The organism is Psychrobacter sp. CMS30 (assembly GCF_904846565.1).
In the GTDB taxonomy this organism is placed as follows: Bacteria; Pseudomonadota; Gammaproteobacteria; order Pseudomonadales; family Moraxellaceae; genus Psychrobacter; species Psychrobacter maritimus.
The window spans coordinates 57,245-71,297 of sequence record NZ_CAJHBF010000008.1 but is presented as its reverse complement, the minus strand read 5'-3'; the positions used below and the strand labels follow the sequence as shown (position 1 = coordinate 71,297).

General features: G+C 42.8%; 12 protein-coding genes and 1 pseudogene. 3 read left to right on the top strand and 10 right to left on the bottom strand.

All coding sequences use genetic code 11. From position 1 onward, the window contains the following. Nucleotides 1–18: 18 nt before the first annotated feature. From JMX94_RS05965 to JMX94_RS05945, 5 genes and pseudogenes are all read right to left on the bottom strand, one after another. Nucleotides 19–1,770 carry a copper resistance system multicopper oxidase gene (locus tag JMX94_RS05965; protein ID WP_201564111.1) on the bottom strand — a complete coding sequence of 584 codons (1,752 nt, stop codon included), beginning with the start codon at nt 1,768–1,770 and terminating at the stop codon, nt 19–21. A gap of 90 nt (nt 1,771–1,860) precedes the next feature. Next, on the bottom strand, nt 1,861–2,493 hold the full coding sequence (locus tag JMX94_RS05960) for a DUF411 domain-containing protein (RefSeq protein ID WP_201564109.1): 633 nt from the start codon (nt 2,491–2,493) through the stop codon (nt 1,861–1,863). A gap of 163 nt (nt 2,494–2,656) precedes the next feature. After that, nucleotides 2,657–3,250 carry a cytochrome c gene (locus tag JMX94_RS05955; protein WP_201564107.1) on the bottom strand — a complete coding sequence of 198 codons (594 nt, stop codon included), beginning with the start codon at nt 3,248–3,250 and terminating at the stop codon, nt 2,657–2,659. A gap of 61 nt (nt 3,251–3,311) precedes the next feature. After that, a pseudogene (locus JMX94_RS13495) lies at nt 3,312–3,584 on the bottom strand (hypothetical protein). A gap of 147 nt (nt 3,585–3,731) precedes the next feature. Beyond that, entirely contained in the window at nt 3,732–4,058 is a 327-nt protein-coding gene (locus tag JMX94_RS05945) for a hypothetical protein (RefSeq protein ID WP_201564106.1), read from the bottom strand. 336 nt (nt 4,059–4,394) lie between these two features. Here JMX94_RS05945 and JMX94_RS05940 point away from each other — a divergent pair, with 336 nt between their 5' ends. The 3 genes from JMX94_RS05940 to JMX94_RS05930 all read left to right on the top strand — a co-directional run bounded on the left by JMX94_RS05940 (nt 4,395) and on the right by JMX94_RS05930 (nt 7,267). Next, nucleotides 4,395–5,114 carry a heavy metal response regulator transcription factor gene (locus JMX94_RS05940; protein ID WP_201564104.1) on the top strand — a complete coding sequence of 240 codons (720 nt, stop codon included), beginning with the start codon at nt 4,395–4,397 and terminating at the stop codon, nt 5,112–5,114. Between the two features lies 1 nt (nt 5,115). Further along, nucleotides 5,116–6,588, top strand: coding sequence for an ATP-binding protein (locus JMX94_RS05935; RefSeq protein ID WP_201564102.1), 1,473 nt, complete (start codon nt 5,116–5,118; stop codon nt 6,586–6,588). A gap of 331 nt (nt 6,589–6,919) precedes the next feature. Beyond that, nucleotides 6,920–7,267: a hypothetical protein gene (locus tag JMX94_RS05930; protein WP_227673533.1), complete on the top strand. Its 348-nt coding sequence runs from the start codon at nt 6,920–6,922 to the stop codon at nt 7,265–7,267. 197 nt (nt 7,268–7,464) lie between these two features. Here JMX94_RS05930 and JMX94_RS05925 read toward each other — a convergent pair whose 3' ends face one another. The 5 genes from JMX94_RS05925 to JMX94_RS05905 all read right to left on the bottom strand — a co-directional run bounded on the left by JMX94_RS05925 (nt 7,465) and on the right by JMX94_RS05905 (nt 14,012). Continuing rightward, entirely contained in the window at nt 7,465–8,202 is a 738-nt protein-coding gene (locus JMX94_RS05925) for a hypothetical protein (RefSeq protein ID WP_201564100.1), read from the bottom strand. A gap of 195 nt (nt 8,203–8,397) precedes the next feature. Continuing rightward, on the bottom strand, nt 8,398–9,090 hold the full coding sequence (locus JMX94_RS05920; RefSeq protein ID WP_201564098.1) for a nucleotidyltransferase family protein: 693 nt from the start codon (nt 9,088–9,090) through the stop codon (nt 8,398–8,400). Between the two features lie 39 nt (nt 9,091–9,129). Next, complete coding sequence (locus JMX94_RS05915) at nt 9,130–10,494, bottom strand: XdhC family protein (protein WP_201564096.1); 1,365 nt, start codon at nt 10,492–10,494, stop codon at nt 9,130–9,132. A gap of 117 nt (nt 10,495–10,611) precedes the next feature. Then, the gene (locus JMX94_RS05910; RefSeq protein ID WP_201564094.1) at nt 10,612–13,065 is read right to left on the bottom strand and encodes a xanthine dehydrogenase family protein molybdopterin-binding subunit; all 2,454 of its coding nucleotides are present in this window, start codon (nt 13,063–13,065) and stop codon (nt 10,612–10,614) included. 2 nt (nt 13,066–13,067) lie between these two features. After that, a complete protein-coding gene (locus tag JMX94_RS05905) occupies nt 13,068–14,012 on the bottom strand; it encodes a xanthine dehydrogenase family protein subunit M (RefSeq protein WP_227673532.1) in 945 nt (314 codons plus the stop codon). Between the last annotated feature and the right edge of the window lie 41 nt (nt 14,013–14,053).

The following is a 14,053-nucleotide window of genomic DNA, read 5'->3' as shown; positions in this document are numbered from 1 at the left end:
TATCAATCAAAGATTTGCTTAAATGACCGCCACTTCTCTAAACATACCGGCTTCCATGTGATAGAGCAGATGACAATGCCATGCCCATCGACCAGCTTCTCCTGTGACATCAAAGCTGATTTTTTGTGCCGGCTGCACCATAATAGTATGCTTGCGCACCTGAAACTCGCCGTTAGGCATACGCAAATCGCTCCACATGCCGTGTAAATGCATCGGATGGTTCATCATCGTGTCATTGACTAAGGTAATACGCACGCGCTCACCCGGCTTGATATTAACCGGCGTGGCCTCACTGAACTTAACCCCATCAAACGCCCAAATATAGCGCTCCATGTTACCGGTTAAATGTAGCTCGATCTCTCGGGTAGGCTTGCGCTGCTCTGCAAATATTGCCTCATCGACAGAGCGCAGCTGACTATAATTCAATACCTCTCTATTAATATTGCGCAGGTTGATACCTGGATCGTCAAGGTTCATACGTGGACTGTCCACACGCATATCAGACTTAAAGTCATACTCTGTTTTAGCGTGCTTAGCTTTATAACCATTAGCACCCATAGCACCCATAGCACCCATAGCACCCATAGCACCCATAGCACCCATCATATCTGCCATGGTGAGCCATTCAATTTTGTCCATAGCAGGCGTTGCCGCACGAGCACCCTCTTTGGTGGCAAGCGTTGCTGCGACATAGCCCGAACGGTCTATGTTTTGGGCAAATATGGTATGCGCATCTTTGGTCGGGGTGACAATGACATCGTAGGTCTCAGCCACGCCAATACGAAAATCATCAATCGCAACGGGTGCGACATCAATACCATCGGTTGCCACCACAGTCATTTTGAGACCGGGTATGCGTACATCAAAGATGGTTTGCGCTGAAGCATTGATAAAGCGTAATTTAACGCGCTGTCCTGCTTTGACGATTTGCGCCCAATTAGCTGCGGTGGTTTTGCCATTGATAAGGTAGGTAAATGTTTTTTCACCCGACAAGTCAGTAAAATCAGTGGGCATCATGCGCATCTGATTCCACATCTTGCGTTTATCAAACGCGGTTTTCATATCCGTTTCGGCAATATCAGCAAGCAGTTTTTTGAAGTCTGGCAGATGATAGTTGTCAAAGTCGGCGCGCTGTTTGAGCAGCTTCAAGAGATTATGCGGGTTGCGGCTGGTCCAATCACTCAGCACGATCACATGGTCTTCGTCGATAGGATGACGCTCACGGCCTTTAGGTTCAATCACAATAGCGCCCAACATGCCAGTTTGTTCTTGGAACCCACTGTGTGAGTGATACCAATAGGTGCCTGATTGTTTTAATTTAAATTTATAGGTAAAGGTGCTGTTTGCAGGAATGCCATCAAAGCTGATGCCCGGCACCCCATCCATCTCAAAAGGCACCAGCAATCCATGCCAATGGATAGAGGTTGATTCATCCATCTGATTATGAACACGTATCACCACCGTATCGCCTTCACGCATCTTTAACGTCGGTGCTGGCAGTAAATTATTGATGAGCGTTGCCATGCTCTTTTTACCATTAACAATAGCGGACTGTTTACTGACGTATAAATCAAACTCTTTACCGGTCAATATAGGCACTTTATGAGTGTTTTGGTCACTATTGATAGTAGCGCCCTGACTGCCTGAGCGACTTGAGTGTCCCAGTGCGCTACTGGCCATGGTCGGTAGCGTCGATAGCATAGACGCACCAAGTAGCGTAGATGACCCTGTCAAAAAACGTCGGCGGTTCAGTATGTTCTGTTTATTCATAATGATGACCTAATTCAATTTGAGAGATGGTGAGCTTATAGTTATAATATTTTCGATATTTAACAGAATCTATTCACATCTAAGCCAACACTATAGTTGCTGCTGAGGAGTCTCAATAGCGGCATAGACTTCTGTGGTACCGTCTTTGTTAAGCTGCATTACTTTATAAGGCATGAATTTACCTTGATATTCCATGCCGGGGCTACCAACCGGCATACTCGGTACGGCAAGTCCAATAGCTTGTGCAGGGGGATTTTCTAGAAACTGAGCCATGTGTTTAGCAGGGACATGTCCTTCAAAGACAAAACCGTCGGTGGTAACGGTGGTATGACAAGAGCGCATTTGCTGTGGTACGCCATAACGCTCCTTAAATAAGGATACATCTGCAACATCGTGCGTGGTTGCGCTTAATCCATTATCTTCTGCATAGCCTACCCATTCTTTGCAGCAGCCACAGTTAGCGTCTTTATAAACCGTTGCTGAGACGTTTTTGAGTAATGATGACGAGCTGTTAACGGGAGTATTTGACGGAGCTGATTTATTATTTTGTACGTTCTGGACAGCAACAGGCTCAGCTTGTATTGACTGCGAGTCAGAGACGTTGGTATTAGATTGGCTACAAGCAGCTACTGTGAGGGGTAATGCCGCTGTCACCACCAATAAAAGAACACGACCGGATAACCAGTGATGTCCGTTAAAAAATATGTGTGTGTAATGTCTCATCAAATCTCCTTTGAACGTCTATTGTCATGCTCGAGATGTTAAAAATTAGGTGCTATATTTAACCTTTATAGACTTAAACATAAAGGTTAAATGCAGCACCTTTAAGTACTGCATTGTTAATAACAACAACCGTGAGTTAGGAGGCTTTCATATCTAGAAAGTATTAATGCTGCATTCTAGATCCATCATCTGATATATCCATATCACCATCAAATGACATATCCAACATATCGTCGTCTAACCTAGTCGTTAGCATGGTGTACTGAGCTTCATTTAATTCAGGTAATGATCTGATAAAAGCGACCATTGCCCACATTCTATCGTCATCATGAGAAGCTCCCCATGCTGGCATTCCAGACGCCATAATACCGTGCTTGATTGCCCAAAAGCTTTGCTTTGCACCGTCCTCTGTTTGATAACGTTTGACAATATTAGCCTTGGTAAAATTGGGCGGCTTTGGATATAAGCTTTCGCTAAAATCAGTTTGTGCCACTCCCGGAGACAAGTGACAGCCTGCACACATATCCTTATAGTCCGCGCCACCCGAGCTGATCATGTCGACCTTATCTAAGTCTGGTACCACAATATCTTTACTGGCATTTTGTATAGAACGATTGCGCGCAGTTTCTAAAAAGCTATACATCATTGGGCTATGCTCTTGGTCTGCGCCCACATTGACAACGCCACTGCTAACAACCGCAAATACGCCAGTGATTGTCACAAATACGGTAAAGAGCACACCCAATAAAAATTTCATATGTTTTCCTAAAAATTTATTTCCGTTAACTTTTTACTACGACTTAACAGAGCTGAAATTTTTAAGATTTACTGTCATTAGTCACGCAATGTTTTTGGTACATCTGTTTCATTTTTCCCATATTAGCCATCATGGCTTTCATAGCGGGGTCGTTCATGTCCATCTTGCTATGATCCATTTTTTCCATCATCTGCATATGCTTTTGCATTTTTTCTCAGTTCATCTGGTCTTTCTCAGCATGCATTTTTGGGTCATGCGCCATCGCTGAGGTTGATACAATAAGAGCGATAGCCGTCATTGCGATTGATTTGGACAGTAATTTAAAATTTGACATAGTTAATTCCTATTGATTGGATTAAAAGCTATTGAAGGTAAAGTGATTAAGGGTAAAGCCGTTAAACCAGTCTAAATGATACGTTATTCATTCTGACTGGCAGATGACGTTAAGATTACAATGTCGTCATACTCATCGCTTTAGATTTTAATGCGCGACATATTCATTTAATATGGCTTCAGCGTTTCTATCACGATCGCTACCATATTTTTTCACAAAATATTTTTCAGACTGCAAGTGCTGATCTTGATGCTGTATCTGACACGCGACTCTTGTATCAACATAGCTTTTCATTTGCGCGCTAGAAATCTGTGCATCGTTGTGATCTGCGTTCTTTGCAAAACTCGTCACTGCGTCACAATTACCAAGAACAGAAGCGTCTAAGTGTGTGGTATGCGCATTGGCCGCTGACATGCCCACTAACATCGATACTGAAAGTAAAGCTGCTTTTTTTAATGAACGATAATTTTTCATATAAGACCCTTTGAAGATAAATAATAAGCTGTTTAAGTAAAATAATCGCTTAACTTGTAGAAGCGGTCTGTATCAGAGACTAGCCTCTATGCGGCGTTTATTTAGAATACTAAATGTGGGCTGACAGCTAGATGACACGGACATGACATGTTTGTTAGGAACAACATAATATTTTCATCTGCTTGTCATCTGCTTGTCATTAAAGCCAAATACCAGCACCCGCCTCTATCCAAAGAGCGCTGTTAGCACAAGGGTTTTTGATAAACATACGGCTGATAAGCCAACAACATTAGTAATATGCTGTTGACAACCATAATGATATGAAGGAAAGCGACGATGAAAGTGCTGTTAGTAGAAGATGAGGAAAAACTTGGAGAGTATATTAAGAAAGGCTTAACTGAGGCCGGTTTTATTGTTGATCATCACCTAACAGGTTTGGATGGCTATCATGCGTTAATGACTGAAGATTTTAGTGTGGTGCTGATGGATGTCATGCTGCCTGATGTCAGTGGCTTTGAGCTGATACAGCGCTACCGTGCCGCTGGCAAGCATACGCCTGTTTTGTTTTTAACGGCTAAAGATGATTTAAGCGATCGGATTAAAGGTATTGAAATTGGTGGCGATGATTATCTAACCAAGCCTTTTGCTTTTGCTGAGCTGATTGTTAGAATAAAAAGCCTATTGCGCCGTGCCAATCAATCGGATTATAAAAGCTCGGTCATACATGTAGCAGACCTGAAAATGGATATTGCCAAACGCACCGTATATAGAGGTGATACCCTTATCAAACTAACTGCCAAAGAGTTTGCTTTATTACAACTTTTCCTAGAACGGCAAGGTGAAGTACTGCCACGTACTGTGATTGCCTCGCAAGTATGGGATATAAATTTTGACAGTGATACAAATGTCATTGACGTGGCTATAAGACGTTTACGAATCAAAATAGACGATGGATTTGATATAAAGCTGATTCACACGGTACGCGGGATGGGCTATCGATTAGAGTCGCTAGCTACTGAGGTTCAAAGTGGCGTGGGCAGAGACCATTCTAAATAACATGAACTATAAATTCACAAATCGGCGCTGGTCGCTGCTATGGCGAACTATTTTTTTGCTAACGGTCTTCGTTATTATCTCTCAGATCATTATCTATGCGTGGGTGCAGCGCTCTGTGAGTGGACACTTTGAGCAAATGGACTCAGAAATCATTACTCATGCGGCTTTTAACCTGCGCAAACGTATGATTAATCTGGACGATCATATAGAACCATTGACAGTGTCAAAGTCGCAATCACTCATTGATGACAATCACCTACATTCTTCTTGGCTAGATTATGATTTAAAAACCTTAATATCAGATAAAAACGGCAAATTATTATCTAGTGATCCCAGTAATTTCATCCATGACTTACCGGCCGATTTTAGCTTGTTACCACTATGGCAGGATCATCACGATCAGCAGTTTATGATTAAGATAAACAATAGGCATTACCGAGCAATTATCATTGAAAATCAAGAGGTTCTGGCATTTATTGCCCTACCCATCGATGTGCATCATCAATATCTTATCGAGTTTAATCGCCAGCTGAGCTTGATACTCATTGCCATCACCTTATTATTAGTTTCAGTAGCGGCATTAAGTGTGTATTGGGGTTTTGCTCCTCTAGCTACTATCGTACAAAAAATGAAAGGCATAAATCTTCAAAGGTTAGATGAAAGAGTGGTGGTTGGCGATATGCCGTTAGAATTGCGACCACTAGCAGAATCTTATAATTCGATGATGGTCAAGCTTGAAAGTAACTTTGAATCGTTGTCACGGTTTTCAGACAATATCGCCCACGAGCTACGCACGCCAATAGCGACGCTGAGTACGCAAACGCAGGTCATGTTAACCAAACCAAGAGAAGGCGACGAATACATCGAGCAATTGCATCATCAGCACGATACGTTAGAGCAATTATCCGCCATGATTAACAATATGTTGCTACTGGCAAAAACCCAAAAAGAGCTGAGTGATTCGCAAATCAGTGATGTCGATACCGAGAGGCTGCTCACAAAGCTGATAGACTATTATGAAATGATTGCCGAAGATCGTGAGATAACTTTTGAGAAATCGGGTGATTTTAAAACAGTACTAGGTGATGAAGGCTTATTGCAACGGCTGTTTGCCAATCTGATGTCAAATGCGATTTATTATGCGGCTAGTGACAGCGCTATCCTGATATCCGCTACCGTCCTCACTTCAAGTAATTCTATTAATGTAGCAAAAGACGATACTCAACCATCAAAGCAGCTATGGTTAAGGATAACTATGACCAATCGTCTAGACAAACCATTAGATCAGATTGAAGCTGATAAGCTGTTTGAGCGCTTCTATCGTCATGATAAGACGGGCAATCAGCATTCGGGTACAGGGCTAGGATTGTCCATCGTTCAGGCCATTGCTAATGCTCATAAAGGTAAGGTGAACATTACTATCAAAGATGAGTATTGTTTTGAGGTCGCTGTAGAATTGTTGATGGTCAGATAGTAAACACCCTCATACTATGGCACTTGGAGTGTAGATCATGAATATACTTGGCTCCCTAGTGAAGACTTGAATATCAGGCTGTAGGCCAATAATATCAACGGCTTTGCTCATTGAAACAGTCACAGTGTAATTCGTGGTGTACATGCATCGAGATTTTTAAATACGCTAAAGAGTTAATATATCACTTTCAATGTATAACGCTTTTGTCATAGAATGCATGAAATACAGTCCGCTTTTAGCTGGCTACAAACATTGCTCAATATTCACTCAAAGAAATAGCTAAGAATCACCATCGCTGTCTCTTAAGTTTATTATAAACAAGGACATTAGAATGCAAGTAAAAACAGGTTTATTATTAGCTGCTGTGTTGGCGTCAGGATCAAGCTTTGCCGCCGATGCTTATAAGGTTTCTACTTCTGTATTTAAAGATGGTGAGTTAATTGCTTCACCTGTGATGCTGGTAAATGCTGAGGAGATGGCATCGATCGCCATTGGCACTGATTTTCAGTATAACCTGACAGTAAAGCCATCTAATGAGCATACTGCTAAAGTAATTACGACTGTTAAAGCTGGTGACAATCTTACTGAACATGAAACGACAGTTGCCTATGATAAGGAAGCGACTGTTGATAATGGTAAAGATAAACTTACTTTATTGGTTCGTAAAATTGCCAGTTAAGATGTACAGCTTTAAAGAAGTATAAATATACACAGAGCAGGACCTCTAATCTGTCAGGCAGCGCTGCCTGACTCAAGTAAATCAGCCTCCGATATAGTTGGCGCGGTTCATAAAAAAACCTTGTAGCGTAAAGCATACAAGGTTTTTTTTACGTCTATAAGCTGATGTTACAGCAACTTATAATTTTTTGGTGCTAATTAGTTTCGTAGTTGATCAAGCATACTCTGGTATTTGTCTTTTTTATCGGAAATTTTACTACGTTCCTCGGCTAGATTAGGCACTGACTCTTTAGAGTCTTCTACCTTCTTATCAAAGGCTTTTAGCTCAGCTTCCACCCCGTCCACAAGCCTATTGAGCATCATAGCAAGCGCTTTTTCAGAAACTTCATGCGTCATGTTAGAAGCTTCAGAGGTAAAATCATCTTTGAGCTTAGACGCCCATTGATAGATATGACCTATCGTTGCACTGTGCTTATCATCTTTATCGGATTTATCAGAATTCTCTTTTTCATTAGAATCAGACTTGCCGTCTTTATCAGAGATAAATTCATCCTTAAGCTTAGACGCCCATTGGTAGATATTAGCTATCGTCGTGCCATACTTATCATTTTTTTCAGACTTATCATCTTTGCTAGATTCATCTTTTTCATTAGATTCATCTTTTTCGTTAGATTTATCTTTTTCGTTAGATTTATCTTTTTCGTTAGATTTATCTTTTTCGTTAGATTTATCCTCTTTAGCAGATTTACCCTCTTTAGCAGACTCAATCTGTTTTTCGGCATTGTAATCTTCAAAATCGCCATCTTCATACATTACTTTATCGCCTTTTAAAACCTCAACACCTGTCACTTCATTATTTGAAGGCGCTTCCGTTGTATTTTCAAGCGACTCTAGAGCATTCTTGATGTTATCGTTATCAGTAGGCTGGTTTGACATGATTTCTAATCCTTGTTAGTGAAGTATGTTTACACTCAATCATAAGTCAGGACCATCTTATATTGCGTATCTCAATGTAGATTGTTTTGTTCTAAATTGGTTAGAAATGCTGCGGGAGCTTCAATTGCCGAGCATGTCGTCTTCTATTAGTAACTATACAAACGCGATTGCGGCAAGTGACAGCATTTAACCCTACTAATCAACCCAATGTTTTTGCTTAGCATAGGCAAGTTGTGCGGGCGTATCAATATCGTGGCTTAATTTATGATTATCAACGGTACTGATTTGATTGGATGGCAGCGCTCTAATCAAATGCCGCAATCCTTTATCACCTGTCAGAGCCGATTGCCAGTTTTTAAGACGCTCGTAATCAATGACAATAGGTAGGCCAATAATATCGGCTTCATTAGCAATCTTAGAATGATGGTCATCTAAACGGCTATAACTACTAGCAACGACAGTGTGTTTACCTGCCAACAGCTTTATTAAATGTGCGCTGTCCAATAACACTTGATCAATGCCCATGATTAGTACCGAATTGACAGATAAACCATCAAACGTAGCTAAGGCTTGTATACCAATCGACAAACTCTCGCCTAGCCCTTTCTTGGGTGATGAATTCGTTACTATTTTAATCAATGAGTGGGGACTATTTAGCTGATCGGTTAAATCAGCAATCGAATCTAAAATCGCTGACTGGTTTTGAGGAACTACGATCACTATAAGGCTAGGCTGAGTCAGCATAGCAAGGTGGGTCATATAGCAAATTAGCGACTCATTATTCTTATTTAATAACTGCTTTGGTTGACCGAGGCGTCGACTAAGTCCGCTTGCTAAGAGAATAACGGCATGGCTATGACTAGGTTTACGACTATTTGTAATAAGCATCTATATCCTCCCTTATCTTAGCGATGTTTATGACTATGATTATGCCGGTGCTTGTACATCAGTTTTGCTACGCTGTTCTTGGCTGCTAGGGCTCATGGTTTGAGGGGATTGATTATGCATTACCGCACTCATTTGCGCCATGATACTCAGTGCCAATGCTTCTGGTCCATCTCCGCCCAATTTATAGCCGATAGGATAATGCAATTTATCAATACCATCCGCTAAAATATGCGGGTTAACGCTTGTCTCACCAATCTCTCTGATTAAGCGTTCAGTACGATAGCGAGGCCCTAATTGCCCAAGATAATGATAGTGAGCAGAATGCTTTAGTAGCACGGCAAGTCGAGCGCGGTCTTGGGTTAGACTATGAGACATCACAGCAACGGCGGCGCCAGCACTGAGCTTAAGTAACGTGTCGCTATCATCCAAGGGTAAACATAGCACGCTATCTGCTTGGCTAAAGCGCAGACGCGTCGCATATTGCGGCCGACTGTCTATGACGGTGACATGCCAATCTTGCAGCTTTGCCATTGTCACTAACGGTATAACATCATTGCCTGCCCCGCAAATTAGTAAGCGTATTTGTGGGCAAATCCGCTGCAATAACCACTCCGTTTGACCTGCTTTTAATATTAATTTTGGCTCACTCTCATATTGACGATTAGCTGTAGCTTGTAACTCTAAATCGTTTGCCAGCTCAACATATTCAGCATGGTATCCAGCATCTTTTTTATGAAACTGATGCTTTGATAATTTTCTAATCGCTTTTAACAACACATTATCTATAACAGTATCCGCGTCGCCTGCCACGTTGTGGTTCAAATATATATCCGTCAGACTGCCTGTTTTTAAATACGTATCTAAATAAATACGGCTACCAACTTGCAAGTCGAGCGCTCCGTTTTCGCTACTATCCGATCTAACAAGAGTGGCAATCGTTACCGGTTGCTGAGTGTGACGAACCTGACGAATTAGATCTAATAGCGATATTGCTGTCGCTAAACGCTCAAACAGCACATGCACTCGTCCATTACAACCCAAGCCAAAATTGAGCTCGCCCTCTAAAAAATCATCTTCAGAGATATCCTCATCTTTAACACTAATGTCTTTTACAACAGTCGAATCAGAATCGCTATTTTTATGATACCCAATGTCATCGCCTGTCTGGTAGACCTGCACACTCGCGCCATGACGAGTTAACCAAAAGGCACGTTTGATAATATGCGGCTCAAGGCAGCCACCACTAATCATCCCAACCGAACGTCCATCAGCGCATATCAGCATCATCGCACCCGGTTGCCGATACGCCGAGCCTTCTGTACGCACCACGGTGGCTAATACGGCATCGATGTTTTGTCGTATCGCTTGTGTGGCAAGCTCAAGGATATCAGCGATTTGATTCATAATGCCTCTTATCAACTTAAAATATAGACTTAAAAAAACCTTAGAGGATACGTCAAAAAAACCCGCTATTTAATCGGGTTTTTCAGCGAAACAAAGTAAGACAGTATTTGATAACAATCAATCTGGCAGTTGGTCAATAAGTTTATCTAAGGTAATTGGGAAATCGCGAATACGAATACCAACGGCGTTATAGATGGCATTGGCAATCGCTGCCGCAGCGCCTGAAATTGCCGTTTCACCAATGCCTTTGATGTGCATCGGATTGGTATAACGGTCGTCCTCTTCTAGTAAAATAACTTCTAGTTGCGGTACATCAGCATTGACAGGAATGTGGTATTCAGAAAGGTCATGATTACACAAGCGCCCGTCATGCTTGTCATGGATAACTTCTTCCATCAACGCCGAACCTATCCCAAACACCATGCCGCCATAGCACTGTGAAGTGGCGGTTTTATGATTAAGAATACGCCCAGCGGCGAACACACCTGTCATGCGCTTGACTCGAATCTCACCCGTCACTCGGTGCACAGCGACTTCCGCAAAGTTAGCGCCGAATGAGGATTGACGACGGGTTTTTTCATTCTTACCCGGTTTAATCTCGCCTTTCGCACTGAGCTTTTGGTCGTCATATTGCGCAACAATATCGGCCAGTGAATAGCTTTTAGAATGACTAAAATCATAGCTACTTTGTTTAGCTTCCTGTGTTTCTGGTAAGAGCTCCAATACAGATTCAGGAATAGATACGCTCGTCTTTTCTGTTAATTTCTCTACAAGCTCGGTGGCAGAGTTTTTACCAGATTCGATGATAGTCTCTGTTACTGTGACTTTATGCTCACCTATTTTGCTAATCTGCCCATCATGCAATTGGATGGTGTCAGAATATAGGCCGACTTTATCTGCTAGCATTTCGCGCAATTGCTGGCAAGCCAGATAAATACTGCTACCTGAGCTTGCTGCACCCATACTACCGCCAGAACCAACAGCTGGCGGCAGACTGGTATCGCCAAGCTTCATCTCAACATGCTCGACCGGTAGACCCAAAAGGTCAGCAGCAACTTGGGTAAATACGGTATAAGAGCCCGTACCAATATCGGTCATATCCGTCTCAATAATAGCTTTGACCCCAAGCTTTTTTGAGTCATCAACTTGTAGGGTTGCTCGTGCTTGAGAGAGTTTTAACTGATTGCCACGAGCAGCGGCGGCCATACCAATACCCATCCACCAATCTCCTTCTAAACGACTGGCAGGCACGGTATTGCGCTTCTCCCAACCAAACTGCTCAGCCCCTTTTTCCATACAGGCAATCAGTTGCCGAGTTGAAAAAGGTATCTCTTTACTGGGGTCTTGCTTAGGCTCATTACGGCGGCGCAGCTCTATCGGATCGATATCTAGCTGAATGGCCAACTCGTCCATCGCACATTCAACAGCAATTAATCCGACGGCCTCGCCAGGCGCGCGCATAGAACCTGATAGGACTTTATTGACATCAACCATCTGATAGTCGACCTGACGATTTTCGCCGCGGTATAAGTAATGCGTAGACAACGCTGTGGGCTCAAAGAAGCTCTCGCCGGGTAAATTACTGGTGATGGTATTATGGATAAAGGTATTAATAATACCGTTTTTATCGCAGCCAATGCCGATACGTTGACGCGTATCTGAGCGCCTGATGGTGGTTTCCATGACTTGCGGACGAGTCATCACAATCAATACCGGACGCTTGAGCTCTTTTGCGGAAATTGCTGCGGCAATCGATTCAGGGGCGATACCAAGTTTACTGCCGAAGCCGCCACCAACATAACGAGCAATCAGTTGCACATTATCTGGATCCAACTCTAAGGCATCCGCTACTTGTTGTTTGCAAGATGACAACATCTGGTTGGAGGTATACATGATTAACTTGTCATCCTCCCAATAAGCCAATGTGGCATGTGGCTCCATGGGCGAATTACTTTGGCTTGGCGTATGATAAATCTGATCAAACGAAACCGCTGAATCTTTAAGTCCTTGCTCCGGATGCCCCTGTTTGTGATTTTTATCAGAGCCTTCTACTTCATTGACTGAATGGGCATTTTCTAATGCTGCCTCAAAATCTATGACGGCATCTTCTGTCTCGTCTTTATAGGTTACCTTGAGGGCCTTTGCGCCTTCAGTAGCCGCTTCAAAAGTTTCAGCAATCACGGCAGCTATTGGCTGACCATGATAAAAAATCTCTGCAGCGCCCTGAGTAGGAGCTTTTTTCTTTCCGCCTTGCTGAGCGTTACGCAAAAAATGCTTGGGGTCAGTGACCACTTTAATAATGCCAGGAAGCGCCTCTACTGCACGGCTATCGATATGCTTTACTTTGCCTTTAGCAATAGTCGCACCCACTAAGACGCCGTAAACCTGCCCTTCAATATAAAATTCTGCGCTATAAGGCGCTTGCCCACTGACTTTCAAGGAACCGTCTACACGGTTGATAGGTTTACCAACCAATTGACTGGCAGTTTCATCAAACAGAGAATCAACTGGGTTATCCATGGTCATTTTTTTGGTAGGTTCTGATGGCAGTACTGAGTCCAATAATGACATGATTATGCTCCCTTAGCCGTCAAGGCGCGCTGAATGACTTGTTTTAACAAGCGCCGCGTTAGCAATATTTTAAAGTCGTTTTGACCACTGCCCTTAGCATCTTTTAATAATAAATCTGCCGCTTGCGAAATAACATCAAGGTTGCCGTCTGTACCCGTAAGTAAGGCTTCAACCGCTTCATTACGCCAAGGCTTAGTGCCAATACCACCAAATGCCAAACGTACGGTTTCTAATTCTCCTTGATTATTAACATTGATTACTGCCGCGCAGGACACTAAGGCAAAGGCGTAAGAGGCGCGATCACGAACTTTGTCATAAGTGTGCATCCCTTTCATGGGCGCTGGGAGAACAATATGAGTAATCAGCTCTCCTATCTCTAAAACGGTTTCAATATCTGGGGTATTTTTTGGCAAGCAATAAAAGTCTTTAATCGGAATCTGCCGCGTGGTGCCATCTGCTTTAAGCGTCTCAATAATGGCATCAAGTAAGCGCATTGCTACCGCCATATCTGATGGGTGCTGGGCGATACAATCGTCACTCGTCCCTAAGATGGCAAGTGGGCGATTTTCACCCTTGACAGCGGGACAACCAGAACCAGGATTGCGCTTATTGCATGGACTATCTGGCTGATAAAAATAACAACAACGGGTACGCTGTAATAGATTTTCGCCTGTGGTTGCTTTATTACGCAGTTGCCCTGATGCACCTGCTAACATTGCCCGTGCTAATACAGGATAGCCTGCAGTGACTAAGGGATGTCCGGCCAAGTCGCTATTGGTGACTAAAGCACCGATGCGCAAACCTCCATCAGTAGTAGGTTCGACTGCTGCTAATTCAAGGCGCGTGATATCAACCAATTTTTGAGGCGTCTCAATCTCAATCTTCATTAAATCTAATAAATTGGTGCCACCAGCAATAAATGAAGCGTCTTTAGGAGTAGCAAACATCACGGCTTGTTGCGGTTAAAGAGCCCGGATATATTCAAAGC